This window comes from Phaeovulum sp., assembly GCF_047638075.1.
Lineage (GTDB): Bacteria > Pseudomonadota > Alphaproteobacteria > Rhodobacterales > Rhodobacteraceae > UBA6197.
The window spans coordinates 1-25,056 of the sequence record NZ_JBLJBV010000089.1 but is presented as its reverse complement, the minus strand read 5'-3'; the positions used below and the strand labels follow the sequence as shown (position 1 = coordinate 25,056).

At 60.7% G+C, this 25,056-nt stretch carries 29 protein-coding genes; 20 read left to right on the top strand and 9 right to left on the bottom strand.

Annotated features, from left to right (window positions below):
* On the top strand, positions 1-1,000 hold a 1,000-nt coding region (locus ACM62R_RS13670), incomplete at its 5' end, for an MORN repeat-containing protein (protein ID WP_415184595.1).
* Between the two features lie 110 nt (positions 1,001-1,110).
* A complete protein-coding gene (locus ACM62R_RS13665) occupies positions 1,111-1,617 on the top strand; it encodes a DUF1993 domain-containing protein (RefSeq protein WP_415184594.1) in 507 nt (168 codons plus the stop codon).
* Between the two features lie 99 nt (positions 1,618-1,716).
* On the opposite strand, the gene mnmH is transcribed toward ACM62R_RS13665, so the two are convergent.
* The 3 genes from mnmH to ACM62R_RS13650 all read right to left on the bottom strand — a co-directional run bounded on the left by mnmH (position 1,717) and on the right by ACM62R_RS13650 (position 3,677).
* Positions 1,717-2,778: a tRNA 2-selenouridine(34) synthase MnmH gene (gene mnmH, locus ACM62R_RS13660; RefSeq protein WP_415184593.1), complete on the bottom strand. Its 1,062-nt coding sequence runs from the start codon at positions 2,776-2,778 to the stop codon at positions 1,717-1,719.
* Positions 2,779-2,781: 3 nt separating this feature from the next.
* On the bottom strand, positions 2,782-3,393 hold the full coding sequence (locus tag ACM62R_RS13655; RefSeq protein ID WP_415184592.1) for a L,D-transpeptidase: 612 nt from the start codon (positions 3,391-3,393) through the stop codon (positions 2,782-2,784).
* 80 nt (positions 3,394-3,473) lie between these two features.
* A complete protein-coding gene (locus ACM62R_RS13650) occupies positions 3,474-3,677 on the bottom strand; it encodes a DUF2892 domain-containing protein (protein WP_415184591.1) in 204 nt (67 codons plus the stop codon).
* A gap of 160 nt (positions 3,678-3,837) precedes the next feature.
* Between ACM62R_RS13650 and ACM62R_RS13645 the strand changes: the two genes are divergently transcribed.
* Positions 3,838-6,270: a heavy metal translocating P-type ATPase gene (locus ACM62R_RS13645; protein ID WP_415184590.1), complete on the top strand. Its 2,433-nt coding sequence runs from the start codon at positions 3,838-3,840 to the stop codon at positions 6,268-6,270.
* Positions 6,271-6,312: 42 nt separating this feature from the next.
* Here the strand turns inward: ACM62R_RS13645 and ACM62R_RS13640 are convergent, their stop codons facing one another.
* Positions 6,313-6,774, bottom strand: a complete 462-nt coding sequence (locus ACM62R_RS13640; protein WP_415184589.1) for an Lrp/AsnC family transcriptional regulator — start codon at positions 6,772-6,774, stop codon at positions 6,313-6,315.
* A gap of 133 nt (positions 6,775-6,907) precedes the next feature.
* Here ACM62R_RS13640 and cobA point away from each other — a divergent pair, with 133 nt between their 5' ends.
* From cobA to ACM62R_RS13610, 6 genes are all read left to right on the top strand, one after another.
* Positions 6,908-7,690, top strand: coding sequence for a uroporphyrinogen-III C-methyltransferase (gene cobA, locus ACM62R_RS13635; RefSeq protein WP_415184588.1), 783 nt, complete (start codon positions 6,908-6,910; stop codon positions 7,688-7,690).
* The gene (locus ACM62R_RS13630) at positions 7,687-7,998 is read left to right on the top strand and encodes a DUF2849 domain-containing protein (RefSeq protein ID WP_415184587.1); all 312 of its coding nucleotides are present in this window, start codon (positions 7,687-7,689) and stop codon (positions 7,996-7,998) included. Before cobA ends, ACM62R_RS13630 begins: the two co-directional genes overlap by 4 nt.
* Complete coding sequence (locus ACM62R_RS13625; RefSeq protein WP_415184586.1) at positions 7,985-9,649, top strand: nitrite/sulfite reductase; 1,665 nt, start codon at positions 7,985-7,987, stop codon at positions 9,647-9,649. The genes ACM62R_RS13630 and ACM62R_RS13625 overlap by 14 nt, the downstream gene beginning before the upstream one ends.
* Positions 9,650-9,653: 4 nt before the next feature.
* The gene (locus ACM62R_RS13620; protein ID WP_415184585.1) at positions 9,654-10,445 is read left to right on the top strand and encodes a phosphoadenylyl-sulfate reductase; all 792 of its coding nucleotides are present in this window, start codon (positions 9,654-9,656) and stop codon (positions 10,443-10,445) included.
* Between the two features lie 11 nt (positions 10,446-10,456).
* A complete protein-coding gene (locus ACM62R_RS13615) occupies positions 10,457-10,834 on the top strand; it encodes a DUF934 domain-containing protein (RefSeq protein WP_415184599.1) in 378 nt (125 codons plus the stop codon).
* A gap of 81 nt (positions 10,835-10,915) precedes the next feature.
* Positions 10,916-11,725 (top strand): ferredoxin--NADP reductase, encoded by an 810-nt coding sequence (locus ACM62R_RS13610; RefSeq protein ID WP_415184584.1) that lies wholly within the window; start codon positions 10,916-10,918, stop codon positions 11,723-11,725.
* A 366-nt stretch (positions 11,726-12,091) separates the two neighbouring features.
* Here the strand turns inward: ACM62R_RS13610 and ACM62R_RS13605 are convergent, their stop codons facing one another.
* Positions 12,092-12,610: a hypothetical protein gene (locus ACM62R_RS13605; RefSeq protein WP_415184583.1), complete on the bottom strand. Its 519-nt coding sequence runs from the start codon at positions 12,608-12,610 to the stop codon at positions 12,092-12,094.
* 171 nt (positions 12,611-12,781) lie between these two features.
* Between ACM62R_RS13605 and infC the strand changes: the two genes are divergently transcribed.
* The 3 genes from infC (at position 12,782) to ACM62R_RS13590 (ending at position 15,559) form a co-directional block, all read left to right on the top strand.
* Entirely contained in the window at positions 12,782-13,321 is a 540-nt protein-coding gene (gene infC, locus ACM62R_RS13600) for a translation initiation factor IF-3 (protein ID WP_415184598.1), read from the top strand.
* Positions 13,322-13,482: 161 nt separating this feature from the next.
* The gene (locus ACM62R_RS13595) at positions 13,483-14,040 is read left to right on the top strand and encodes a L,D-transpeptidase (protein WP_415184582.1); all 558 of its coding nucleotides are present in this window, start codon (positions 13,483-13,485) and stop codon (positions 14,038-14,040) included.
* A 478-nt stretch (positions 14,041-14,518) separates the two neighbouring features.
* Positions 14,519-15,559 (top strand): AbrB family transcriptional regulator, encoded by a 1,041-nt coding sequence (locus ACM62R_RS13590; RefSeq protein ID WP_415184581.1) that lies wholly within the window; start codon positions 14,519-14,521, stop codon positions 15,557-15,559.
* 236 nt (positions 15,560-15,795) lie between these two features.
* Here the strand turns inward: ACM62R_RS13590 and ACM62R_RS13585 are convergent, their stop codons facing one another.
* The gene (locus ACM62R_RS13585; RefSeq protein WP_415184580.1) at positions 15,796-16,305 is read right to left on the bottom strand and encodes a CAP domain-containing protein; all 510 of its coding nucleotides are present in this window, start codon (positions 16,303-16,305) and stop codon (positions 15,796-15,798) included.
* A 175-nt stretch (positions 16,306-16,480) separates the two neighbouring features.
* Between ACM62R_RS13585 and ACM62R_RS13580 the strand changes: the two genes are divergently transcribed.
* A complete protein-coding gene (locus ACM62R_RS13580; protein WP_415184579.1) occupies positions 16,481-17,092 on the top strand; it encodes a L,D-transpeptidase in 612 nt (203 codons plus the stop codon).
* A gap of 121 nt (positions 17,093-17,213) precedes the next feature.
* Here ACM62R_RS13580 and hemH read toward each other — a convergent pair whose 3' ends face one another.
* Positions 17,214-18,281 (bottom strand): ferrochelatase, encoded by a 1,068-nt coding sequence (gene hemH, locus ACM62R_RS13575; RefSeq protein ID WP_415184578.1) that lies wholly within the window; start codon positions 18,279-18,281, stop codon positions 17,214-17,216.
* Positions 18,282-18,330: 49 nt separating this feature from the next.
* On the bottom strand, positions 18,331-19,167 hold the full coding sequence (locus ACM62R_RS13570; RefSeq protein ID WP_415184577.1) for a methyltransferase domain-containing protein: 837 nt from the start codon (positions 19,165-19,167) through the stop codon (positions 18,331-18,333).
* Positions 19,168-19,174: 7 nt separating this feature from the next.
* Here ACM62R_RS13570 and ACM62R_RS13565 point away from each other — a divergent pair, with 7 nt between their 5' ends.
* From ACM62R_RS13565 to ACM62R_RS13550, 4 genes are read left to right on the top strand one after another with little or no spacing between them, the layout of a single operon-like run.
* Positions 19,175-19,915, top strand: coding sequence for a double zinc ribbon domain-containing protein (locus ACM62R_RS13565; RefSeq protein WP_415184597.1), 741 nt, complete (start codon positions 19,175-19,177; stop codon positions 19,913-19,915).
* Positions 19,916-19,951: 36 nt separating this feature from the next.
* Positions 19,952-20,209, top strand: a complete 258-nt coding sequence (gene grxC / locus ACM62R_RS13560; RefSeq protein WP_415184576.1) for a glutaredoxin 3 — start codon at positions 19,952-19,954, stop codon at positions 20,207-20,209.
* 4 nt (positions 20,210-20,213) lie between these two features.
* Entirely contained in the window at positions 20,214-21,056 is an 843-nt protein-coding gene (locus tag ACM62R_RS13555; protein WP_415184575.1) for a carbon-nitrogen hydrolase family protein, read from the top strand.
* Entirely contained in the window at positions 21,049-21,492 is a 444-nt protein-coding gene (locus ACM62R_RS13550) for a MarR family winged helix-turn-helix transcriptional regulator (RefSeq protein ID WP_415184574.1), read from the top strand. Before ACM62R_RS13555 ends, ACM62R_RS13550 begins: the two co-directional genes overlap by 8 nt.
* 27 nt (positions 21,493-21,519) lie before the next feature.
* On the opposite strand, the gene ubiG is transcribed toward ACM62R_RS13550, so the two are convergent.
* A complete protein-coding gene (ubiG, locus tag ACM62R_RS13545) occupies positions 21,520-22,263 on the bottom strand; it encodes a bifunctional 2-polyprenyl-6-hydroxyphenol methylase/3-demethylubiquinol 3-O-methyltransferase UbiG (protein ID WP_415184573.1) in 744 nt (247 codons plus the stop codon).
* A gap of 67 nt (positions 22,264-22,330) precedes the next feature.
* On the opposite strand from ubiG, the gene pip reads away from it, so the two are divergent.
* The 3 genes from pip to nusA form a co-directional block, all read left to right on the top strand.
* Positions 22,331-23,302 (top strand): prolyl aminopeptidase, encoded by a 972-nt coding sequence (gene pip / locus ACM62R_RS13540; protein WP_415184596.1) that lies wholly within the window; start codon positions 22,331-22,333, stop codon positions 23,300-23,302.
* A gap of 163 nt (positions 23,303-23,465) precedes the next feature.
* Positions 23,466-24,047 (top strand): ribosome maturation factor RimP, encoded by a 582-nt coding sequence (gene rimP / locus ACM62R_RS13535; protein ID WP_415184572.1) that lies wholly within the window; start codon positions 23,466-23,468, stop codon positions 24,045-24,047.
* A 3-nt stretch (positions 24,048-24,050) separates the two neighbouring features.
* The coding region (nusA, locus tag ACM62R_RS13530) for a transcription termination factor NusA (protein WP_415184571.1) at positions 24,051-25,056 on the top strand (1,006 nt) is incomplete at its 3' end.

The following is a 25,056-nucleotide window of genomic DNA, read 5'->3' as shown; positions in this document are numbered from 1 at the left end:
ACAGGGCAAAGGCAAGATCACCTACCCCGATGGCGCGGTCTATGTGGGCAACATGCTGGCCGGTCAACGCGCAGGTCAGGGCAAGCTGACAATGGCCGACGGGCTGACCTATGAAGGCGTCTGGAAAGGCGGCCAGATGAACGGCAAGGGCAGGCTGACGCAGGCCAACGGCGACGTCTACGACGGCATGATGGCCGGCGGCAAACGCGAGGGCCCGGGCAAGGCCACCTATGCCAGCGGCGACACTTATGAAGGCGGCTTTGCCAATGACAAACGCCAGGGCAAAGGCGTATTCACGGGGGTCGACGGCTATATCTACGACGGCGACTGGGTCGAGGGCCGGATCGAGGGCATGGGCCGCGTGACCTACCCCGACGGCTCGGTCTATGAGGGCGCGTTTGCCAATGACGTTCCCGAAGGCCAGGGCAAGATCACCTACCCCGACGGCTCAACCTATGAAGGCGGTTGGGTCGCCGGCGAGATCTCCGGCAAGGGGGTCGCGCGCTATGCCAACGGTCTGGTCTATGACGGTGAGTTTCTGGCAGCCAAAAACCATGGCACCGGCAAGATGACCTATCCCGACGGCTACACCTACGAAGGCGGCTGGGCCGAAGGCCAACGCCAGGGACAGGGCATCGCCACTTATGCAGACGGCACCGTCTACACCGGCGGCTTTGTTGCGGGCCAACGCGAGGGCCGAGGCAAGATCACCATGCCCGACGGTTTCACCTATGAGGGCGACTGGAAATCAGGCGAGATCGACGGTCAGGGCAAGGCCACCTACGCCAATGGCGATATCTATGAGGGCAGCTTTGTCGGCGGCAAACGTCAAGGCAAAGGCACCATGCGCTATAAAACCGGCGAGGTCGCCACCGGTAGCTGGTCCGAAAACACCCTTACCGAAGACGCAGCACCCACACCCGACACCAACACCGAAACAGAAACCGGCGACGCTTCAGCCCCGGTCACCGGCACCAATCCCGCACCCGTCGAAAATTGACCAAAGCTTTTTTTTGGATAAAATACTCATGTCGAACGCTCCCAAACCCCACCAACGGACAAGAGCTTGAATCCAGACGCTGTGAAAAACCGCTTCTTAGAAGGTAGGCCATGATAATCACGATGTATCAAGCCAGCGTGCCACGGATGGTAAACATCCTGCACAATTTGTCGCGCATCATCGACAAGGCGCAGGCGCATTGCGACGCGCAGGGTATCGCCATACCGGTCTTGATGGATGCGCGGCTGTTCCCGGACATGTATCCGTTCTCAAAACAGGTGCAGATCGCCTGCGACAAATCCAGCAGTGCCGTCGCCCGCCTCGCCGGGATGGAGGTGCCCCGCTACCCGGACGGGGAAACCACTTTCACCGAGTTGAAGCAGCGTATTTCAAAGACGATCGCCTTTTTGGAAAGTGTGCCGCCAGAGAAAATTGACGGCACCGAGGACAAAGACATCGTCCTGCCCGTTACCCGCCAAGAGACGCGCTACAAGGGCCTGCAACTGCTTTTGGGGCACTCGCTGCCGAACGTCTATTTCCACGCGACGACAGCCTATAACATCCTGCGTCACAACGGGGTCGCGATCGGTAAACGCGATTTTCTAGGACAGCCTTAAGAAACGCACGCAGCGCATTGGCAGATCACAGGTTTTCCTGCCTGCCCGCTGGGCACCTCAGCGGCTCGGGTCCTTTCAAGCCGGCCCCAAGCGCAGATTTCAACCCCGCCCCTGCACCAAGGATTGTGCCGCTGTCCAAATCTTCGTGGCCATGGCGGGCAAAGCCTCGATTGCCAGACTTTCGGTTTCCAGCACGATTTCGTCTCCGGCACGGCGCGCGCGGCTTTTTTCATACCGGGGATCGTAATGCGCCTGCATCAGATCCGCGGCCAACGCCTCTACCTCGCCCAGAGCGGCCATTTGCTGCCAACGATCAATCACCTCGGCGCCATGCAACCGCCGCAAACGGGAAATCGTATCGGCCAGTCGCGGCGCATCCTCAACCACATCGCGGTAAGCGCGCGCCAGATAGGCCGCGCGCGCCGATAGCGGCACCGCCAGACGCAGGCGCGGCGCGGCGCACATCGCCGCCCAAAGCCCGCGCGGCACCACAACCTCGCCAATGCGCGATGATTCCGCCTCGATCAACACCGGGCGCGTCGGGTCCAGGGCGGCCAGCACCCGCGCCAACCGCCCCTCAAACGCCTTCTGGCTGGGCTGCCCCCCCGGCATCGCCCCAAAAAGCGAGCCGCGGTGATTGGCCAGCCCCTCCAGGTCGATCACCTGCGCACCCGCCCGCGCCGCCTCGATCAATAAATCGGTCTTGGCGCTGCCGGTATTGCCGTCCAGCATCACCACGGGCGCCGCAACCGGGCCATTGACCTGGTCCACCACCAGCCGCCGCCAGCTTTTATAACCTCCGTCAATCCGTTCCGCGCGCCAGCCAACCTGCTGCAAGACCGTGGTAAATGCCCCCGACCTTTGTCCGCCGCGCCAGCAATAGACCAAGGGGCGCCAGGCCCCACCCTTGTCGGCCAGCGCCTCCTCCAGATGGTGGGCGGCGTTGCGCGCGACCAGCGCTGCCCCCAACCTGCGGGCATCGAAACTGGAAACCTGCTTGTACATCGTTCCGACACGGGCGCGTTCATCATCCGCCAGCACCGGCAGGTTGATCGCACCGGGCACATGATCCTCGGCGTATTCCGAGGGCGAGCGCACATCAATGATCGTGTCGAACCCCAGCACCGCCAGTTGCCCGACCGAAGTCAGTTCCAGCGCCACGATCTAATAGACCATTACTTTTGTGCCCAACTCGACCGCATCATAAAGCGCGATCACATGGTCATTGACCATACGGATACAGCCGTTTGACACCGCATGCCCGATAGAGGCGGGCTCGACAGTGCCGTGAATACGGATCGCCGTATCGTGCCCGTTTTGGTAAAGATAAAGCGCGCGGGCCCCCAAGGGGTTTTTCGGCCCGCCCGGCATCCCGTTTTCGGCATATTTCGCATAGTGTTGCGGGCTGCGCGCCACCATTTCGGGGGTCGGTTTCCAGCTTGGCCATTCAACCTTGCGCGCCACTTCTGCGGCACCGCGAAAGACCAGCTCGGCCTTGCCCACGGCCACGCCATAGCGCATCGCCTTGCGCTTTGCGGTGATGTGATAAAGGAAAAACTGGCCGCTGAGCACGATGATGGTGCCGGGTTCAAACTCGGGCTTCACCGAAACCTCGGTAGGATAGAACTGCGGCGCAATTGGCCACAGCGGGGCCTCGGGCACTGTTTCGATGGCCGCTTTGGCAGGTTTGGGCTGCGTTGTTTGCGCGCGCAAAAGCGTGGGGGCCGACAGCAACGGCAAGGCAGCAAGCGTGGTCAGCAAGTGACGGCGGTTCATCGGTTTCTCCGGCAAGGCAACGGGGCGAGTTTACCAAAGCAACCCCACCCCCCACAAGGGACCCGCCGACGATTTCGCCTTTATTTGAACGCGCAGCCGCCCTTGAGGCCAAAAAGCCTGAAGATCCGGGCCGCCGGGCAAAACCCGGTAAACGAGGATTGCAGCAGATTGGCGCCGATAAACGCAGTGAACCACATGAAATAGGGCGACACAAAGGCGGTCAATGCGACCGACAGCAGGATCATGATACCTGCAAAGGCAAACATGGCGTTATCAATGTTCATTGGGTGTCTCCGGATGGATTTCTTTGCCCACATTTAACATGTGCGCATCTTAAATTCAATATGTGGAATGTTTTATCACGACTTGGCTGCTCGTGCTTGACGTGTAGCGCCGCACAGTCCATCTGAACCAAGGACGTGAAGAACCAGAAGGAGTAGCAAGATGGGCCGCTCAGCGACTTTCATCATTGAGGGTATGCATTGTGGCGCCTGCACGGGGCGGGTCGAACGCATCCTGACCGCACAATCGGGGGTGACATCAGCTGCGGCAAATCTTGTGGCTCGTTCTGCGAAGGTTGAATTTTCGTCACCGGCCACGGCCGAGGGGCTGGCGCGCGCGCTGGCGTCGGGCGGCTACCCGGTGGCCGAGGCCAGCACGCGGTTGACCGTAGAGGGGATGACCTGCGCCAGTTGTACGGGCCGTGTTGAACGCGCGCTGACCGTAACACCGGGGGTCATATCGGCCAACGTCAATTTGGCAACCAACACCGCCACGGTCACCTATGCAGCTGGTAGCGTAGCCCCGACCGAACTGGCGGCCGCGGTGACGGCAGCGGGTTACCCCGCACAAGTGCTTAGCGCCGCTGAACCGCCCCCCACAGCCGATCGTCAGGCCGATGAGGCCAAGCGGCTGCGCCACGCCTTTGCGCTGGCCGCAGCGCTGACGCTGCCGGTGTTTGTGCTGGCGATGGGCACCCATATGGTGGCAGGGTTTCACCATTGGGTCATGGAAACCTTGGGCGAACGCACCAGTTGGATCATACAATTCGTGCTGACAACGCTGGTTCTGGCCGGGCCGGGGCGGGTATTTTTACGGCTGGGCATTCCGGCACTGCTGCGCGGTGCGCCGGAAATGAACTCGCTTGTCGCGCTGGGGTCGCTGGCTGCGTATGTCTATTCGGCGGTGGTGGTGCTGGCCCCTGCCCTGCTGCCCGAAGGCGCGCGCGAAGTTTATTTTGAGGCCGCCGCGGTCATCATCACGCTGATCCTTCTGGGCCGCTGGCTGGAGGCGCGGGCGCGTGGTCGCGCGGGCGAGGCCATTTCGCGGCTGGTCGGGTTGCGCCCTGAAACGGCGCAGGTGGAACGCGCATCAGGCGTCGTCACGCTGCCGGTGGATGAACTGGCCGCCGGCGACATCGTGCGGCTGGCGCCCGGCGAACGGGTTGCTGTTGACGGGGTAATCACCGACGGTCACGGCTGGATCGACGAGGCGATGCTGACCGGTGAACCCGCACCAGTGGAAAAGACACCGGGGGCATCCGTCACCGGCGGCACCGTCAACGGGGCCGCAGCACTGGCGTTCCGGGTAACGGCGACTGGGTCCGATACGGTGCTTGCGCGGATCATCGCGCTTGTCTCTGAGGCGCAGGGCGGCAAATTGCCGGTGCAGGCGCTGGTTGACAAGGTCACACGGGTTTTCGTGCCGGTGGTAATGGCGCTGTCGCTGCTGACCTTCGTTCTGTGGATGGCGTTTGGCGAGGGGCTGACCCCGGCGCTGGTCGCGGCAATTTCCGTGATGATCATCGCCTGCCCCTGCGCGATGGGGCTGGCGACGCCGGTGTCAATTCTGGTCGGCACCGGGCGCGGGGCGGAACTGGGGCTGTTGTTCCGGCGCGGTGACGCGCTGCAACGTCTGTCCGAAGCGCGGCTGGTGGCCTTTGACAAGACCGGCACCCTGACCGAGGGGCACCCGGCCCTGACAGACCTGATCGCCGCCCCCGGCCAGAACGAGACCGAGGCGTTGCGCCTGGCCGCCGGCGCCGAGGCGCGTTCCGAACACCCGCTGGCCGCCGCAATCATGGCCGCCGCCGCCGAACGGGGGCTTGATGCCCCAACCGCCCTTGCCGTGCACGCCCTGCCCGGCAAGGGCTTGACCGCCACGGTCGAGGGTCGCGCCCTGGTGCTGGGCAATGCCCGCGCGATGACCGAGGCAGGGGTAGACATCACCCCCCTTTCCGCCAAGGCTGAAACCTTGGCTGCTGCGGGCAAAACCCCGGTCTGGCTGGCGCTTGACGGTCAGTTGGCCGCGTTGATGGCCCTGTCGGACCCGATCAAGCCGGGCGCGCGCGCAACCATTGACGCGCTTCACGCGGCGGGGCTGAAAGTGGCGATGATCTCGGGCGATACGGTTGCCACGGCCCGGGCCGTGGGACGCGATCTGGGAATTGATCATGTGATTGCCGGGGTGCTGCCCGAGGGCAAGGTTGACGCGATTGAAAAGCTGAAAGCCGAAGGGATTGTCGCGTTTGTCGGGGATGGTATCAATGATGCCCCGGCGCTGGCGGCTGCGGATGTGGGGCTTGCCATCGGCACCGGCACCGATGTCGCGATCGAGGCCGCCGAGGTCGTGCTGATGCAGGGCGACCCGCAGGGCGTGGGCCGCGCCGTGGCCCTGTCGCGCGCGACCATGCGAAATATCCGCCAGAACCTGTTTTGGGCCTTTGCCTATAATGCGGCACTGATTCCAGTGGCGATGGGGGTTTTGGTACCGTTTGGCGGCACTGGCCTGTCCCCCATGCTTGCCGCTGGGGCAATGGCGTTTTCATCGGTTTTCGTGGTCACGAACGCGTTGCGGTTGCGTCGCGCGGCTGGCTAGGCTTCGCCTTTCAGGGTTGGCATCGACCGCAACGGTTGCGGCTCATAGCGGCAGAAGAGTGGTTGATTTGATTTCTTCCATCGACAAAAGCGCTGTCACGTTATGGATCTTAACCTCAGCGATCAGGGCCTGATAAAACTGATCGTAAGCGCGGGCATTTTTTACCCTGACCTTCAGGATATAGTCGATATCGCCCGCCAGACGGTGCGCCTCTTGCACCTCGGGGCGCGCGCGCAGGCTGGCCAGAAAGCGGCGCTGCCAGTCAACCTCATGTTCGGATGTACGGATCAATACGAAAAAACATGCCTCAAGGCCCAGCGCCTCGGCGTCCAAAAGCACGGTCTGACGACCGATCACGCCCAGATCCTTCATCTTGCGGATCCGATTCCAGACCGGGGTCTTTGAAGAGCCCACCTTTCGGGCAATATCATCAAGCGACTGGCTGGCATCGTCTTGCAGCTGCGAGAGGATTTTCCGATCCATATCATCAAGTCGGACAGCCATTCGTGTTTTCTCCGGTTATTGGAAAGTGGGTTTCTTTGGGCGTATAATATGGAATATTATCCCTATTGAAAGAGGGTATCTAGCGCAGCACCGGAATATTTTCCTATATAGGGGCATCAAAACAGGTGCCCAGATGACTCAGAAACCGCTTTCTTACGACGCATGCACACCGGGCCATGTCACCCTTGCGGGGGGCGGGCCCGGCGATCCGGACCTGCTGACGGTTGCGGTAGTGCGCGCGCTTCAAAACGCCGATGTGATCTTGCATGACCGCCTGATCAGCGCCGAGGTGCTGGCCCTGGCTGCGCCCGATGCGCAATGCATCGAAACGGGCAAAGAGGGGTTTGGCCCCGGCATGACGCAAGCGGCGATCAGCGCGTTGATAGTGACCTATGCGCGGCAAGGGCGTGCAGTGCTGCGGTTGAAATCCGGCGATCCGGCGGTGTTTGGCCGTCTGGACGAAGAATTGGAGGCGCTGGAGGCGGCAGGGATCAGCTTTACCATTCTGCCCGGCATCACTGCGGCAAGTGCGGCGGTAGCGGCACTTGGCCAAAGCCTGACCCAGCGCGGGCGCAATGGCGAGCTGCGTATTTTGACCGGCCATGACGTGACCGGTTACGCAGATCACGATTGGCGTGCGCTGGCCCGTCCCGGCGCTGTGGCCGCAATCTATATGGGCAAACGTGCCGCACGCTTTTTGCAAGGGCGGTTGCTGATGCACGGCGCCGCCCCCGGCACCCCGATCAGCATCGTGGAAAACGCCAGCCGCGCGGATCAGCGCATTGTCGCGGCCACCCTGATCACCCTGCCCGGCGCGCTGGAGGGGATCACCGGGCCCGCCGTTCTTTTGCTGGGGCTTGCCCCCCGCGCTGCGGCGCGGATGCGTCTTGCAGCCTTGAAGGAGGTCACTCAATGAGCCGTCGTTTCACCCCCAAGGTCGTGACCGCCAATGATCTGCGCCGCGGCGATGTGATCTACCTGACCGCCGCCGGCACCTGGTCACGCCTTCATTCCGAAGCCGAGCTGATTGAGGATGAGGCAATTGCCGAGCTGCGCCTTTTGGAGGCGATGGGCCAGGCCGCGCATATCGTCGGCCCCTATCTGGCCGAGGCCCGCCCCGGCCCGAACGGCCCCGAGCCGCTACACTTTCGCGAGGCATTCCGCACCCGTGGCCCCTCAAACTATGCCCACGGCAAACAGGAGGCTGCACATGTACCGCTATAACGAATTCGACACCGCCTTTGTGCGTGAACGGGTGGCGCAGTTTTCCGGCCAGATCGCGCGCCGTCTTGATGGCAGCCTGACCGAGGATGAGTTTCGCCCCTTGCGGCTGATGAACGGCCTGTATCTGCAACTTCATGCCTATATGCTGCGCATTGCCATTCCGTATGGCACATTGCGCGCCGATCAGATGCGTCAACTGGCCTATATCGCTGACACATGGGACAAGGGCTATGGCCACTTTACCACGCGCCAGAACATCCAGTTCAACTGGCCCGAACTGACCGATGTGCCCGCGATCCTGTCAGCGCTGGCGGATGTGGGAATGCACTCGATCCAGACGTCGGGCAACTGCGTCCGCAACGTTACCGCCGACCATTTCGCGGGTGCCACGGCCGATGAGATCGACGATCCGCGCCCGGTGGCCGAACTGATCCGGCAGTGGTCCTCGGACCATCCCGAATTGCAGTTCTTGCCGCGCAAGTTCAAGATAGCCGTCATTGCCAGCGTGCATGACCGCGCCGTGACACGTTCCCACGATATCGGGCTGCGGATGGTGGAACAGGATGGCGAGGCCGGGTTTGAGGTGATCGTTGGCGGAGGCCTTGGCCGCACCCCGATATTGGGGCCGATCATCCGCCCCTTCCTGCCCAAAGCCGACCTGCTGCCCTATCTGGAGGCAATTGTTGCAACCTATAATTTGCTGGGTCGGCGCGACAACAAATTCAAGGCGCGGATCAAGATCACCGTGTTTGAAAACGGCTTGGCGCGGTTTCGCGATCTGGTCGAGCAAGAGTTCGCCCGCCGCCGCCAAGGTTTTAACGACGAAGCCGCCAGAATACTGGCTGAAATCACACCGTTTTTTGCCCCACCGCCGTTCAAGACAGCAGACACCGCACCTTTTGCCGCCGCCTACAAGGTGGACCGCCTGTTTCGCGCCTGGGCTGACACCAATCTTGCGCCACATAAACGGGCCGATCATGCGATTGTCACTGTCAGCCTGAAGGCGCATGGGCAAACCCCGGGCAATGTCTCATCTGTGCAGATGCGCGCGCTGGCGGATCTGGCCGAGGCCTATTCCCATGCGGAACTGCGCATCAGCCACGAACAAAACGTCATCTTGCCGCATGTCGCGCGCGCCGATCTGCCGGCGCTGCATGAAGCGCTGCGCAAGGTTGGGCTTGCCACTGCCAATGTGGGGCTATTGTCCGATATCATCGCCTGCCCCGGCATGGATTACTGCACTCTGGCGACGGCCCGTTCAATCCCGGTGGCGCAAGAAATTGCAACGCATTTCAAGGCGATCGGGTTGGAGCAGGAAATTGGTCAGATCAAGATCAAGATTTCAGGCTGCATCAATGCCTGCGGGCATCACCACGTCGGTCACATCGGGATTCTGGGGTTGGACCGGGCCGGGGTGGAAAACTATCAAATCACGCTGGGGGGCGATCACACCGAAAACGCCGCCCTGGGGGAACGTGCCGGCCCGGGCTTTGCCTATGATGCCGTGGTGCCGGCAATCGAGCGGATCTTGCGTGCCTATCTGGCCCTGCGCCGCACCCCGGCGGAAACCTTCATCGAGACGTTCCGCCGCCTTGGCGCCGCACCTTTCAAAGCCGCGCTTTATGAAGACGAGGCCCGCGATGCTGCATGAAAATATGAAAAAACTTGTCAAGCAGGACGTGATCACCCCGCGCACCGACATTGCCCAACGGGTTGCGGGGCTGAACGCCCGCTACCGCCACCACGCCGCCACGGCGGTGATGGAACGCGCCCTCAAAGACGCCGAGGTGGGCAATGTCGCGCTGGTTTCCAGCTTTGGCGCGGAATCGGTGGTGTTGCTGCATATGGTATCCGTCATCGCGCCTGGGACACCGGTGTTGTTCATCGACACGCAGATGCTCTTTGCGGAAACACTGGCCTATCAGCAAGACCTTGCAAAACGCCTGAACCTGACACAGATCCACACCATCGGGGCCGCCCCTGCGGCCTTGGCGCTGGATGACCCCGATGGCACCTTGCACCGCGTCAATACCGATGCCTGCTGCGCCCTGCGCAAGACGCAACCGCTTGAAAATGCGCTTTCGGGCTATGATGCCTGGATTACCGGGCGCAAACGCTATCAGGGCAGCACCCGCGCAGCGCTGGATTTTTTTGAGGTCGAAACCCCGACCCGGATCAAGATCAACCCTCTGGCGCATTGGGGCCGCGAGGATCTGGAGGAATACATCGTCCAAAACCGCCTGCCCCGGCACCCGCTGGTTGCGAAAGGCTACCCCAGCATCGGCTGCGCCCCCTGCACCAGCCCCGTGGCACCCGGCGAAGACCCGCGCGCCGGCCGTTGGCGGGGTGCCGCCAAGACCGAATGTGGCATCCATTTGATCGGCGGCAAAATGGTGCGCACCTCAGCCCACACGCCCCCGGCCTCAACCAAGGAGAAAGTCGCGTGACCCACCCCAATATGGCCCCCGGTGTCATCGTGCGCGATGACGGCTTTCACCCTGACGACTGGAACGGCCCCGTGGTCGATGTCGCCCAGGACACCGACCCCGACGCGCTGGAGGGGTTCATGACCGATGCGGCGCTGATCCGCATCGCCTTTCCGGTCTTTCTGGACGGGCGTGGTTTTTCACTGGGGCGGCGGCTCAGGGCTTTGGGTTATACGGGGCGGCTAAGGGCAGCGGGGCCGATCCTGGCCGATCAATACACGATGGCGCGGCGATCCGGCTTTGACGAGGTCGAAATCCCCGCCACAATGGCCGCCCGTCAACCCGAAGCCCAATGGCTGGTTCGTGCCAACTGGCGCGCCCATGACTATCGGTCGCGGCTTCGGGGCTGAGTTCTGACTTCCCGCCACGGGTTTTAGCGCCTAAAAGGGGCTGAACACCTGTGCCCTTTTCTTAACGACAGGCCAAGCTCCGTGAATGAAGTAACCACCGCCCCCGCCCGTGTTCTACCCGATGCGCAGACCGTGACCGCCGTCACGCATTGGACCAACACGCTGTTTTCCTTTCGTGTGACCCGTCCGCAAAGCCTTAGGTTCCGGTCGGGCGAATTTGTGATGATCGGGCTTTTGGGGGACAATGGCAAACCCCTGCTGCGGGCTTATTCCATCGCCTCACCCGCATGGGATGATGAATTGGAATTTTATTCGATCAAGGTGCCGGATGGGCCGCTGACCTCGCGGCTTCAGCATATCAAGGCGGGCGATCAGATCATCTTGCGCCCCAAACCTGTGGGCACATTGGTGCATGACGCACTGCTGCCCGGCAAGCGGATCTGGTTTTTGGCCACCGGCACCGGCATTGCGCCCTTTGCCAGCCTGATGCGCGACCCCGAAACCTATGAAAAATATGACGAAGTCATCATGATGCACACCTGCCGCACGGTAGCCGAGCTGGAATATGGCCGCCGGCTTGTGGATGATCTTCAAAACGATGAACTGATCGGAGAAATGGTCGAGGGAAAGTTGCGCTACTACCCGACCACCACCCGCGAACCTTCGCCGTATATGGGCCGGATCACGGACAATCTGACCTCTGGCAAGGTTTTTGCCGATCTGGGCCTTGCACCGATGGACCGCGAACATGACCGTGCAATGGTTTGCGGGTCTTTGGCGTTCAACGTCGATGTGAAGCTGGTATTGGAAGATTTCGGCCTGCGCGAGGGCGCAAATTCTGAACCGATGGAATATGTGGTTGAAAAAGCCTTTGTCGGTGATGGGGTCTGACGGCCCCACGCCCAAACGAAAAGACCACGGGTCTGGTCGATACCATTCCGGATTATAAGACATGAGCGGCGGGTTTTCCGACGCTCATGTCTGTTTTCGGCGGTGATCTGCCGGGGCCCGTGGCGAAGCAAGCATCGTGCACCGGCTTGAATGTCGATTGGTTCAACAGCGACGTCCGCTTGGGCATATCGGGAAAAACCCCACCTCTAGCGGTAGAAGAGAACTTTTTACATAGCGCGACGTGTTCGAAATGATCGCGTGAAATGAAACAGAATGTCGCCGGAAAAACCGGGACGATTCAGTTCCAAATCGCTTGGAACGGCGGCGCGTGAGGTCGGGGCCGCGTTACTCGCGGTGAACAGGCAGCTATAGCCCCAGTGCGGCCCTGATCTTTGCCACAACATCTTGCGCCATTGCAGGATTGGCTTTGGCCTGAACGATCAAGGCGTTCAGTGTGCTTTTGGTGGCCTCATCCAGCGATGATGCGCCGATCATACCCTCAAGCTGGTCAAGCCCGGCGGCGGTCATTGCATCAAGGGCAGTTGCCGCCCCTTCTGCGGCCTCGGACGTTGCCTTGGCAGCTTCGCCTGCGGCCTCAGTGGCCTCAGCAGCGGCCTCACCGGTGACTTTTGCAGCCTCGGACGCGGCTTCTTCAGCGGCTTTTGCAGCATCCGCGGCAGCAGCAGCGGCGTTTCTTGCGGCTTCATCTGCTTTGGTTGCGGCCTCATCAACCGCATCAGGAACGACGACTGCGGGGGCTGGTACGGGTTCGGTGACGGTTGGAACGGCCACGGGCGGTTGATCGGCATCTTTGTTGTTAAAGTATAAATACGCGAGGCCACCCAAAATGATGATGACGGCAGCGAACACCGATGTTTTGTTCATGTCCCAGTCCTTTTGATCATGGGCTATGCGTTACCAAGGCAAACATGACAGACGTAACATCGAAAGGAAAGCCTGCGCTGCAGTGCAGCATGCGCGATTCGGGTTGTAACGTGGCGTTTATCGGCCTATTTTGCGCGCCAAACAGCCGATGGTCATAAAAGGAGAACCACCATAGCTCGCAGACCGCATAATGCCCCGCCGCAGCGCGACACCGGTCCCCGCGTCAACGACCGTATCCGCTCGCCGGAAATCCGCCTCATTGGGGCAGACGGCGAAAATGTCGGCGTCGTCACGCCCGCACGCGCCATGGCAATGGCCGAAGAGGTCGGGCTGGACCTCGTGGAAATTTCTCCAACAGCCGAACCCCCGGTCTGCAAGATCATGGATTTCGGCAAGTTCAAATACGAACAGCAAAAACGCGAAGCCGAAGCCCGCAAGAAACAGCACATCATCGAGATCAAGGAAATCAAATTCCGTCCCGGCACTGACTCGCATGACTATGATGTTAAAATGCGCTCGGTGCTGAAGTTTCTGGACGAAGGCGACAAGGTCAAGATTACGCTGCGTTTCCGGGGCCGTGAAATGGCACACCAGCAGCTTGGAATGGAATTGTTGAACCGCGTCGCCGCCGATGTCGGTGAGGCGGGCAAGGTCGAATCCATGCCCAAGCTGGAAGGCCGCCAGATGGTGATGATGATCGGGCCCAGATAGGCCCGCGATCAACGCAAAGGCACCAACCCTCCCCCACAGGGAGGGTTTTTTATTGCCGATCGGTTCGCTACACTTATCACCCCGGCGTGAGCGAACGTCATTTGTCTTTACCCCCCCGGCATGAAAGCAACACCCGACAGCAGCCAAACGGGAGACGACCGATGACCAACCCAGCGCTCAGCCGCCGCCGATTGATCGCCACAGCAACCGCATTCATCGCGGCACCGGCGGTGGCACGGGCCACGACATTGGCCGCCCCCCGGCACAATATCTCCAGCTTTCGCGCGCAGAACTGGCAGGACCATTTCGACCGCCTCGGCGTGCCTACCATCGTTGCCGATACCACGTCGCGGGCCCTGCATTACTGGAACGCGGATGGCGGCGACTATCGGATCTATCCAACCTCCGTGCCGCTAACAGAAGAGCTGACCAAACGCGGCTACACAAAGATCGTGCGCAAAAGGGTTGGCCCGGATTGGACCCCCACCGCCTCGATGATCGAACGCAACCCAGAGCTGCGTCACATGCCACCTGGTCCCGGTAACCCGCTGGGAACGCACGCGCTTTATCTATCCTGGCCAGCCTATATCATTCATGGCACTCATGACACGCGCAAGATCGGCCGCAAATCCTCGGACGGTTGTATCGGGCTTTACAATGAAATGATTGCGGATCTGTTCAAGATTGCACCGATTGGCACTCAGGTTCGGATTATCTGACGCCATAGCCTGGCCTGTGGGCGGTTGCACCGCACGTTCGTGACCCCTACCCGCCCATGCAGATCGAACAGCCTCATACGCGGGGCCCGGCGTGAGGCCATGAAAAGCGCCATTTTCAACTGCGGCCGCGCGATCGACGCCCGCCATGATCTCAGCGAGATCAAGCCGCAAATCAGATCAATCTGCCCCCCAATATTAAAGCGCTGCGGGAGGGAGGCCCGCAGCGCATTGTGGGCCCGACAAGGGAGATTGTCCTGGCCCGGTTCAGGTCTCTTACGGCGGGAGAGCCGTTTTCAGGGAGATCGAGACCTGATGCGAAATCCTTACGCCGATCCGTCATCCCATAATTTGACTTAGGTCAAGTTGGTGTCAGCTTTGCCTGCGACAAAATATCATCCGGGCATTTGGGCCGGAAAGGGGCAGACCGCGTGCACGGCCGGACTGTTGGATTTGAGGCACGAACAAGGGTACCAAAGGCATGACACCGATGATCAAGGGGCGGTCGCTGACGATGGTGATGGCAATCGTCGGCACGGCTATATTTGTGGCGTTCGGCCTGCCGCTTCCGCTATTGCTGGGGCCGATGTCCGGCTGTCTGATCGCCGCGCTTGCGGGTGCGCCACTGCGCGACATGGGCGCCTTCGGGCAGTTGATGCGCACCTTTCTGGGCGTCGCGATCGGGTCTTCGGTCACATGGGGGCTGATCGAAAACCTGTCCCGGCATAGCGCGACATTGGCAATGATGCCGATATTCGTGCTGGTGATCGGGGCAATCGGTTATCCGTTTTTTCGCAAGGTGATGGGGTTTGACCACCCCACGGCATTCTATTCTGCGATGCCCGGAGGATTGCAGGATATGCTTATTTTTGGCGAAGAGGCGGGCGGCGATGTTCGCGCGATGAGCCTTGTCCACGCGACCCGCGTTCTGGTCATTGTCACCGCGGCACCGTTTTTTCTGACCTGGGCCTATAACGCCGATCTGACCCGTCCCCCGGGGGCCATGATGTCCGATATTCCCTTGCTACAAATCATGCTGATGGTCGGCGCAGGGATTGTGGGCTGGAAACTGGCTGAGAGGGTCGGCCTTTTCGGTGCGTCAATTCTTGGGCCACTGATTTTGACCGCGGGGCTAAGCCTTGCGGGCGTGATCCAGCAACGCCCTCCTGCCGAAATGATCTGGGCCGCACAGTTTTTCATCGGCATTACCGTGGGTGCAAAATATAGCGGCATCACCGCGCGTGAACTTCGCGTCGACGTCAGCGCTGGCATCGCGTTTGCGCTGATACTGTCGATCCTGTCTTTGGGCTTTATCGAGATTGCCGTTGCCGTGTCACCCGCTGACACGCTGGACGTCATCTTGTCATTCCTTCCGGGGGGCCAGGCGGAAATGGCCGTGATCGCAATTGTGACCGGTGCGGATGTGGCCTTTGTGGTGGCGCATCATCTGACACGGATTTTTCTGGTGATTCTGTTGGCCCCTATCGCCGCGCGCCTTTTTGGCAGACCGCGCAAAACCTGAACGTGGTCTGGCAAAAAGCAATCCAGTGGGGCAGCAAGGCGGATTTATACTACGTTGCGGAGGCATCCGGCCCGGACCATGTTATCGTGCCTCCCCCTTGGTGCACATTCCCCCCTATGCGGCGTTTTCAACGGGATCTGCCCCCCTGGAAGCCATCGGCAAGATTTCAGAACGCAGCGGCCGCCGGGGATTGGGTCTGCGGCCGCCCCTCTTTTTAATGTAGCGACAGGTTTGGCTTAGCCACCGGTGATCAGCGTCCACCAGATCTTGCCCGAGGGTTCCTGAAACCACGCAAAACCCAGATCCCTGGCTTCGGGGTGCAAGATCACGTCGCGCGTATCGGCAAGCCCCATCCATGCCGCGAGGGTTTCGGTCTCCGTCTCGTAGGTTTCCGAGATGTTTTCCCCCATGACCTTGCCGTAATACCCCGCGCGCTGAGCACGAACAAACGGTGATGAGCCGTCTGAGCCAAAATGCCATGGGCGGTTTTGCGATGCCATGTCGCGCGAATGGGTTGCCGCGGCCGCCGTCAACGGTGAATTCAGCGTCAAGGGCACCTCGCCTCGGGCTGCGCGAAGCGTATTGACCGAATCAAGCATCCGGTAAGCGATCTCACCCTCATCCGAGGGTTTGATCTTGTAGACCTGCGGCAAGGGCAGACCATCGGGGCCAAGCGCTGGTTGCACGGGCTCACAGGCGGCCACCGCAAGAACCGAAAGCAATAACAGAACTTTAACACGAGTCATTGAGCATCACCTGATAGTTTTCAGCCGCAGCCATACAGTGTTGCACCCAAGGGGGCAAACGCAACTCTGCGTGATTGCGCGTAATGACGGTGGTTTGATTTGCACCTGCGGCCACGGCGCAATAAGGAACAGGAAATTCCGGCGTGCAGTGACCGGTCCGCGATGGAGACTAAGAATGACCAAAGCGCGTTTCAAAACGCTTGACCGCCGCGCCTTTCTGGGGGCCGCAACCGCATTGGGGGCCGGCTTTGCGCTGCCCGCTATGGCCCAAAGCACGATCGACGCCGGGATGGAGGTGCGCGAGGAAACCGCCAACACCAATATGCGGCGCAATATCTCCAGCTTCCGGGCGCTGGACTGGCAGCCGTATTTTGACAACACCAAAAATGGCGCGATCCTGGTTGATACGATCTCGCGGGCGCTGCATTTCTGGTCAGAGGATCAGACGATCTACAGGCTTTACCCGACCTCGGTTCCTGTTTCGGAAGACCTGACCCGCCGTGGCCGCACCGAAGTGATCCGCAAGGTTGAAGGTCCGACATGGGCGCCGACCCCGGCGATGAAGCAGCGCAACCCCGAATGGCCCGATTTTGTGCCCGCAGGCCCCGACAATCCGCTGGGCACACACGCGCTTTATCTTAGCTGGCAATATTACCGAATTCACGGCACCCACGACACCCGCAAGATCGGGCGCAAGTCATCGAACGGCTGTATCGGCCTTTATAACGAACATATCAAAGAGTTGTTCGGCCTGAGCATGGTCGGCACACAGGTTCTGCTGATCTAAGATCTGGCCCAGTTGGCAGCGATGGCGGGGGGTTGCCCCACCCGCCTATCCAACGCGCCCGCCGCAGGGTATTTTTACAGGCTCATGTAATTACCCTGACGAAAGCGCGGGCGATGATGGCTCAGCCTATCCAGCCTGCAAGGTTCTGGGCCACCACATCCATCAGTGCTGCAATATGCGCATCATCATCATTGAGACAGGGAATATAGGTGAAGGTTTCACCCCCCGCATGTTCAAATGCCTCGCGGATTTCGCCATTGATCTCTTCGAGGGTTTCGATGCAATCGGCACTGAACGCCGGCGAGATGATGGCAATGTTCTTTTTCCCTTGCCGGGCCAATTCCGCGACATGTTCAACCGTGTAGGGCTTTAGCCATTCTTCACGGCCAAAGACCGACTGGAAAGTCGTAACGATATCGCCCTTTTGCCATGTCAGTCTTTCCCCCAGCAAACGCGAGGTTTTCTGGCACTGGCAATGATAGGGATCCCCCTCCATCAGATAGCGTCGCGGCATGCCGTGGTAGCTGGCAACCAGCACATCGGGGCGGGTATCGAGGCCGGCATAGACCCTCTCGACCGATTGCGCCAAAGCGTCAATATAGCTGGGGCGATCGAAATATTCGGGGGCGATGCGGGCGGTGGGCTGGCGGTTGACCTTGGTCAGCGCCTGAAAGAACGCATCATTGGCGGTGGCTGAGGTAGGGCCGGCGTATTGCGGATAAAGGGGGAAAAACAGGATTTTCTCGCAACCCTCTGCCACCATCCGATCGACCACGTTCTGCGTCGAGGGGTTGCCGTAGCGCATGCAGAACTCAACCATCACCTCATCGCCATAGGCGGCATTCGCAGCGGCGCGCAGTTTTGCCACCTGCTGTTTGGTGATCGTCAACAACGGGCTTTCATTTGCCTCGTGGTTCCAGATCAGCTTGTAATTGGCGCCCGAGCTGAACGGCCGTTTCGTCAGGATCACCAATTGCAAAAGCGGCTGCCAGATCCAGTCCGAGATGTCGACTACCCGCTTGTCTGACAAAAATTCGCTCAGATAGCGGCGCATCGACCAATAGTCGTACCCGTCAGGCGTCCCCAGATTGGCCACAAGGATGCCGATTTTAGCGCGATTCACGGGCGGATGGTCTGGCTGGGCATGCGTAAGGCGGCCGGTTCCGGCGACAATCTTGTTCATAGTCATCATTCGTCCCTTTAGTTCGCCTGATCAGATAAGGGTCAATCGGCGCGCGTCAATCTTTGCGCGGTGTTGCCGGTGATCTTTCTGCCGCACCCAATACATCGGCCAGCCTTTGGACGGCGGAACCGGGGCGCAGTGGCTTTTGCTGGCTTTCATGTGGCGCCCAGCCCGTCAGGTAAATCAACTCGAACGTCGCGCGCACCCTTCCGTCTGGTTCGGCGTAGGCGGCGTGATAAATCTTTGTGGCCTCGGCAAAGACGGCGCGCGCGGTGGCGTTGCGTTTGCGGGCGTTAAGCGCGTTTCCTTCGCCCATTGCGCGCAGATCCGCCATAAGATGCGGCGCATCGCGGTAGGTTACCTTGCGTGTGACGGCATCGGCCACGGGCAGCGCAAAGCCTGCGCGCTGCAACAGCGCCCCCAGTTCGCGGATCTCGCCCATCGGCAACACGCGCGGCGACAGGCCCCCGGTCACAGCTACCTCGGCCTCGGCCAGGGCCGCGCGAAGCTCGGCCAGGGTCTGGCCACCAAACATCGCCGCCAAAAACAGACCGTCAGGGCGCAATGCGCGGTGGCATTGCACAATCTGGCCGACCGGATCATTCGCCCAATGCAGGCTGAGCCCATGGACCACCAGATCATAGGCACCCGATTCCAGTTCCAGCACATCCTCATCCGGGATGATGACGGCATCGGGCAGGATTTTACGCCACGGATTGGGAAAACCTGTCACCACGGCAACAGAATTAAACGTTCTGTTAACCTCGTTCAGCCTCTCCTCAATCTCTGCGGCGGCGTCTTCGTGCAAGAACAACGCAGGACCATTGGCCAGCGCACGGGCGCGGTGGCGGGTCAGGGCGGGGCGATCGGTCAAAAGAGGGGGATGTGTCATGGGGGTGATGTTTAATGGGCTACGGCGCGGGATGCTAGGGGCCTTGCATCTGGTATTTCCGCCCCGTTGCATTGGTTGCGGTGGTGCTGTGGCGTCAGATTTCGGCCTGTGTGGGGCGTGCTGGTGCGATACGCCTTTCGTAACCGGGCTTGCGTGCGACAAATGCGGCGCCCCCCTGCCCGGCGATGATGAGGGCACACCGGTGCTTTGTGATGAATGCATGCGAATCGACCGCCCCTGGAACCGGGGGCGCGCGGCGTTGACCTACCAAGGGACCGGGCGGCGGCTGATTCTGGCGCTGAAACACGGCGACCGTCTGGATCTGGTGCCACCGCTTGCCGGTTGGCTGCACCGCGCGGCACTACCGCTGCTTTCGCCTGATATGCTGGTTGCGCCGATACCGCTGCATCGCTTGCGCCTGTTGAAGCGGCGTTATAACCAGTCGGCGCTGTTGTCGCGCGAAATGGCACGAATCGCGCGGTTGGATCATTGCCCCGACCTTCTGCTGCGGTCGCGCATTACCCCCAGTCAGGAGGGGTTGGGCCGCGACGCGCGTTTTGCCAATGTCAACGGCGCGCTGGCGGTGACCCCAAAGCGCAAGGATCTGTTGGCAGGGCGCAAGGTTTTGCTGGTGGATGACGTAATGACCTCGGGGGCGACGCTGGCAGTGGCGGCCGAGGCGTGTATGCGTGCAGGCGCTGCACTAGTTTGTGTGGTCACACTGGCGCGCGTTGCCAAGGATGCCTAAATCCTTATAGTCACCCGCGTTGATAAAGGATGCCCCATGCCGCGCGTAGAGATTTACACCACCCGGACCTGCCCTTACTGCATCGCCGCCAAAAAGCTGCTGCAATCCAAGGGTGTGAACTATACGGAAATCGATGTCGGCAAACAGCCCCAAAAGCGTGCCGAAATGCGCGAGCGCGCGCATGGCCGTCATACCGTGCCGCAAATCTTTATTGACGGAAAACATATCGGCGGCTGCGATGAGCTGCACGCTTTGGAGCATCAGGGCAAACTTGACCCGATGCTGGTGCAGTAACGTGATGCGCGCCGCCCTGATCCAGCTTTCAGTCAGCGATGACCCGGCAGCAAACCTGCCGGTCACGCTGGGGTTTATCCGCGAGGCGGCCGCACAGGGTGCAACATTCATCCTGACGCCGGAATGCACCAATATCCTGTCATCTGACCGCGACCATCAACGCGCCGTGCTGCACCCCGAAGCGACCGACCCGACCCTTGCCGCAATGCGCGCCGAGGCCGCCGCTTTGGGCGTCTGGCTGCTGATCGGCTCGCTTGGGCTGAAAACCGATGACGCGGATGGCCGCTTTGCCAATCGCAGCTTCCTGATCGCCCCCGATGGCACCATAGCGGCACGCTACGACAAGATTCACATGTTTGATGTGAACGTCTCAGAAACAGAGCACTACCGCGAATCGCAAGGGTACCGCCCCGGCGCAAGGGCGGTGCTGGCCAAGCCGCCGTTTGCGGCGGTTGGCATGGCGGTCTGCTATGATGTGCGCTTTCCGCAACTTTTTCGGCGGCTTGCCAAGGCGGGGGCGCAAATCCTGACGGTGCCCGCCGCCTTTAACGATACCACCGGCGCCGCCCATTGGGAAATTTTGCTACGCGCCCGCGCCATTGAAAATGGCTGCTTTGTGCTGGCCCCCGCGCAATGTGGCACCCATGCTGCCCAAACGGGCAAACCCCGCCGCACCTATGGCCATTCGCTGGCCGTGGCGCCTTGGGGCGAGGTTCTGGCGGATGGCGGCATCACCCCCGGCGTGACGCTGGTTGATCTGGACATTTCCGAGGGGGCCAAGGCCCGCGCCCGCGTGCCGTCGCTAACCCATGACCGCGATTTTGAGGGGCCAAGTATCAATGTCTGAATCAACAGATACCTTGGCCGCGTCGCTTTTTTCCGAAGTGTTCATGGCCGACCAGCTTGCGCGAAACCGGATCAGCCGCGCCTTGCCCAAAGGCATGGAAATTTCGCATTTCTCGGTTTTGAACCACCTGTCGCACGTTGCCGAAGAACGCACCCCGGCGCAAATGGCCGCCACATTTCATGTCACCCGGGGGGCAATGACAAATACACTATCAAAGCTGGTTTGGGCCGGACATATTCATATCCGACCCGATTGGGATGATGCGCGGCGCAAGTTCGTTTCCATCAGCCCGTCAGGGCGCGCGGCCCGCGCGGCGGCGCTGGCCTCGTTCATGCCGTTGATCGCTGACATTGTGCGCGATATTGGCACTGAAAAGGTTCGCAACGCCCTGCCCGTGCTGCGTGAATTGCGTGCCCGGCTAGAGGCAGGTGACTGACAACACCCGTCTCGCCAGATCAACGACTTAGCGTTTCACGCTTGTGGTGACGTAGTTCACCGAAAGGTCGCTGTCTGACAACGACCAGCGCCACGCAACCGGGTTGAAAACCATGCCCTTGCGGTCGACCGGATCAAGCCCCGCCTTGCGGATCAGGGCGAAAAGCTCATCCGGGGTGATGAATTTCTGCCATTCATGCGTGCCTTTGGGCAGCCAGCGCATTACCCATTCCGCGCCCACAATCGCCATCATGAAGCTTTTGGGATTACGGTTCAGGGTCGAACAGATCATCATCCCGCCGGGTTTCATCAGCATCTGGCAGGTGGTCAAAAAGCCCTGCGGGTCGGCAACATGTTCGATAACTTCCATGTTCAGAATCACGTCAAACTGCTCGCCCGCCTCTGCCAGCGCCTCGGCCGAGGTGTGGCGATAGTCGATGTCCAGGCCCATCTGTTGCGCGTGCAACTGTGCCACAGGAATATTGCGCGCTGCGGCATCGGCGCCGACCACCGTGGCCCCCAACCGCGCCATCGGCTCAGACAAAAGCCCGCCACCGCAGCCGATATCCAAAAGGCGCAGGCCAGCGAACGGCTTTGGCGTTTTCAGGTTGCGGTCAAATTCGCAGGCGATCTGCGTCGATATATAGTCCAGCCGGCAAGGATTCAGCATATGCAGCGGTTTGAACTTGCCGTTCGGGTCCCACCATTCGGCTGCCATTGCCTCGAATTTAGCCACTTCGGCCGGATCGACGGTATTTGTTGCCGCTTGCATACCATTCCTCGCATATCTGCGCCCGCACCCCGTGGCGGGCAATCATTTCCCGTTATATAGTCTGATGATGGACAGAACCGCAGGCCAAAAGCGCACACCCGGCGCCTTTCTTTACCCGCCGATCGAACCCTTCGATCAGCGCATGGTGGATGTGGGCGACGGACATCGCCTTTATATGGAACAATCGGGCCATCCGAATGGCCAACCGGTGGTTGTTTTACATGGCGGGCCGGGGGGCGGATGCAGCCCCGCGATGCGCCGTTATTTCGATCCGGCGGTTTACCGGGTCATCTTGTTTGACCAGCGCGGCTGCGGCCTGTCGCGCCCGCATGCCAGCATCGAGGCCAATACCACTTGGCATCTGGTCGACGACATCGAGCGGATCCGCACCCTGCTTGAGATTGACGCCTGGATGGTGTTTGGCGGCAGCTGGGGCGCGACCCTCGCGTTGCTTTATGCGCAGGCGCACCCCGACCGGGTGCAACATCTGATTCTGCGGGGCGTATTTTTGGCCATGCAAACGGAACTGGATTGGTTCTACGGCGGCGGCGCGGGTGCCTTTTTCCCTGACCTATGGGCCAATTTTTGCCGCCCCATCCCCGAGGCCGAACGCGGCGATCTGATTGGCGCCTATCACCGCCGCCTGTTTTCAGGCAACTGGGCCAGTGAGGCGCAACACGCGCGCCTGTGGGCGCAATGGGAAAACGCCCTGGCCAGCGTAGACCATGACGGCCCGCCCGGCGAGGCCCCCGCCGATTACGCCCGCGCCTTTGCCCGGCTGGAGAACCATTATTTCGTCAATAACGCCTGGCTGGAAGAAGACGGCCAGATCCTGCGCGACCGCGCCAGAATCGCACATATTCCGGCGCATATCGTGCAGGGCCGGCTTGATATGATCTGCCCCCCCGTTTCGGCGTGGCGGCTGGCTGACGGATGGGACCAGGCCACGTTGCAGATGGTGCCTGCCGCAGGTCATGCCCTGTCGGAAATAGGAATAAGTGCGGCGCTGTTGCGGGTGATGAACCGGCTGCGCGAATAGCGCGCGACACAGATCATGATGAATTTGCAGATAGGCTTGCAGACTCGGACGGGTTGGCCTATACGGCCTTCAACAGCGGCGCTGCGGGGTCCAAACTCGCAGCCCACCGGGAAATATCAACGGGCCGCGACGGCCCGTTTTTTGTTTTGAGGCATCCCAAACGATGACCGAACTTATTGCTAAAACCGCCATCGACCGGCGCCTTGCCGAGATCGTCACCCCGACCATTGAAGGGTTGGGGTATGAACTGGTGCGCATTCGCCTGATGAGCGGCAAAATCGCCACCTTGCAAATCATGGCCGACCGTCCCGACGGTGGGATCAACGTCGAGGATTGTGCCAAGATCTCGACCGCCGTATCCGCCATCATGGACGTCGAAGACCCGATCGAGAGCAACTATACCCTTGAGGTCTCGTCGCCCGGCATCGACCGCCCGCTGACCCGTCTGAAGGATTTTGATATCTGGATCGGCTATGAAGCGCGGCTTGAAACGACCGAATTGATCGACGGGCGCAAACGGTTCAAAGGTGTTCTGGCCGGAACCGAAGGCGACGAAGTACTGATAACCATCGACGAAGGCACCATCGGGCTGAAGTTCGATTGGCTGGACGATGCGAAACTGATCCTGACTGATGAATTAATCGCTGAAATGCTGCGCGCCCGCAAGGAAGCCGGCATCATCGACGAAGACAAGTTCGACGATATCGAAACCGAAACCGATTCCCCCGACCCCGAGGAGGCGTGAGCAATGGCAATTACTTCTGCCAACCAGCTTGAACTGTTGCAGACGGCCGAGGCCGTTGCGCGCGAAAAGATGATCGACCCGGATCTGGTGATCCAGGCGATGGAAGACAGCCTCGCGCGGGCTGCGAAATCGCGCTACGGGGCCGAAATGGACATTCGCGTCGCGATTGACCGCAAGACCGGCCGCGCGCGTTTTACCCGTGTGCGCACCGTTGTCGAGGATGACGCGGTCGAGAACTATCAGGCGCAGGTAACCGCCGCTCAGGCCAAGCAATACCTGGCTGATCCGCAGATCGGTGACGAGATCGTGGACGAGGTTCCCCCGGTTGATCTGGGCCGGATCGCCGCGCAAAGCGCCAAACAGGTGATCTTGCAGCGCGTCCGCGAAGCCGAGCGTGACCGCCAGTTCGAAGAATTCAAGGACCGCAAGGGCACGATCATCAACGGCATGGTCAAGCGCGAAGAATACGGCAATATCATCGTCGATATCGGCCGGGGCGAGGCGATTTTGCGCCGCAACGAAAAGATCGGCCGCGAAAGCTATCGCCCGAACGACCGGATCCGCGCCTATATCAAGGACGTGCGCCGCGAGGCGCGGGGCCCGCAGGTCTTCTTGTCGCGCACCGATCCGCAGTTCATGGCCGAGCTGTTCAAGATGGAAGTGCCGGAAATTTATGACGGCATCATCGAAATCAAGGCCGTTGCGCGTGACCCCGGTTCGCGTGCGAAGATCGCGGTCATCAGCTATGACAACTCGATTGACCCGGTTGGCGCCTGCGTCGGTATGCGCGGCAGCCGCGTTCAGGCTGTGGTGGGTGAATTGCAGGGTGAAAAGATCGACATCATCCCGTGGAACGAAGATCAGGCGACCTTCCTGGTGAACGCCCTTCAGCCTGCCGAGGTGTCAAAGGTCGTCATCGACGAAGAAGCCAACCGGATCGAAGTGGTGGTGCCTGATGAGCAACTGTCACTGGCAATCGGGCGGCGCGGCCAGAACGTGCGCCTTGCCA

Excerpts from the sequence above, each read along its gene's own strand:
- ACM62R_RS13625 (WP_415184586.1), top strand. The coding sequence starts at position 7,985 with ATGTACCGCTATAACGAATTCGACACCGCCTTTGTGCGTGAACGGGTG.
- ACM62R_RS13585 (WP_415184580.1), bottom strand. The coding sequence starts at position 16,305 with ATGACTCGTGTTAAAGTTCTGTTATTGCTTTCGGTTCTTGCGGTGGCC.
- ubiG (WP_415184573.1), bottom strand. The coding sequence starts at position 22,263 with ATGCAAGCGGCAACAAATACCGTCGATCCGGCCGAAGTGGCTAAATTC.
- ACM62R_RS13555 (WP_415184575.1), top strand. The coding sequence starts at position 20,214 with ATGCGCGCCGCCCTGATCCAGCTTTCAGTCAGCGATGACCCGGCAGCA.
- ACM62R_RS13665 (WP_415184594.1), top strand. The coding sequence starts at position 1,111 with ATGATAATCACGATGTATCAAGCCAGCGTGCCACGGATGGTAAACATC.
- cobA (WP_415184588.1), top strand. The coding sequence starts at position 6,908 with ATGACTCAGAAACCGCTTTCTTACGACGCATGCACACCGGGCCATGTC.
- ACM62R_RS13655 (WP_415184592.1), bottom strand. The coding sequence starts at position 3,393 with ATGAACCGCCGTCACTTGCTGACCACGCTTGCTGCCTTGCCGTTGCTG.
- rimP (WP_415184572.1), top strand. The coding sequence starts at position 23,466 with ATGACCGAACTTATTGCTAAAACCGCCATCGACCGGCGCCTTGCCGAG.
- ACM62R_RS13605 (WP_415184583.1), bottom strand. The coding sequence starts at position 12,610 with ATGAACAAAACATCGGTGTTCGCTGCCGTCATCATCATTTTGGGTGGC.
- ACM62R_RS13645 (WP_415184590.1), top strand. The coding sequence starts at position 3,838 with ATGGGCCGCTCAGCGACTTTCATCATTGAGGGTATGCATTGTGGCGCC.
- ACM62R_RS13565 (WP_415184597.1), top strand. The coding sequence starts at position 19,175 with ATGTTTAATGGGCTACGGCGCGGGATGCTAGGGGCCTTGCATCTGGTA.
- ACM62R_RS13650 (WP_415184591.1), bottom strand. The coding sequence starts at position 3,677 with ATGAACATTGATAACGCCATGTTTGCCTTTGCAGGTATCATGATCCTG.
- ACM62R_RS13550 (WP_415184574.1), top strand. The coding sequence starts at position 21,049 with ATGTCTGAATCAACAGATACCTTGGCCGCGTCGCTTTTTTCCGAAGTG.
- ACM62R_RS13640 (WP_415184589.1), bottom strand. The coding sequence starts at position 6,774 with ATGGCTGTCCGACTTGATGATATGGATCGGAAAATCCTCTCGCAGCTG.
- pip (WP_415184596.1), top strand. The coding sequence starts at position 22,331 with ATGGACAGAACCGCAGGCCAAAAGCGCACACCCGGCGCCTTTCTTTAC.
- ACM62R_RS13615 (WP_415184599.1), top strand. The coding sequence starts at position 10,457 with ATGGCCCCCGGTGTCATCGTGCGCGATGACGGCTTTCACCCTGACGAC.
- grxC (WP_415184576.1), top strand. The coding sequence starts at position 19,952 with ATGCCGCGCGTAGAGATTTACACCACCCGGACCTGCCCTTACTGCATC.
- ACM62R_RS13570 (WP_415184577.1), bottom strand. The coding sequence starts at position 19,167 with ATGACACATCCCCCTCTTTTGACCGATCGCCCCGCCCTGACCCGCCAC.
- ACM62R_RS13595 (WP_415184582.1), top strand. The coding sequence starts at position 13,483 with ATGACCAACCCAGCGCTCAGCCGCCGCCGATTGATCGCCACAGCAACC.
- ACM62R_RS13630 (WP_415184587.1), top strand. The coding sequence starts at position 7,687 with ATGAGCCGTCGTTTCACCCCCAAGGTCGTGACCGCCAATGATCTGCGC.
- ACM62R_RS13590 (WP_415184581.1), top strand. The coding sequence starts at position 14,519 with ATGACACCGATGATCAAGGGGCGGTCGCTGACGATGGTGATGGCAATC.
- ACM62R_RS13620 (WP_415184585.1), top strand. The coding sequence starts at position 9,654 with ATGAAAAAACTTGTCAAGCAGGACGTGATCACCCCGCGCACCGACATT.
- ACM62R_RS13580 (WP_415184579.1), top strand. The coding sequence starts at position 16,481 with ATGACCAAAGCGCGTTTCAAAACGCTTGACCGCCGCGCCTTTCTGGGG.
- hemH (WP_415184578.1), bottom strand. The coding sequence starts at position 18,281 with ATGACTATGAACAAGATTGTCGCCGGAACCGGCCGCCTTACGCATGCC.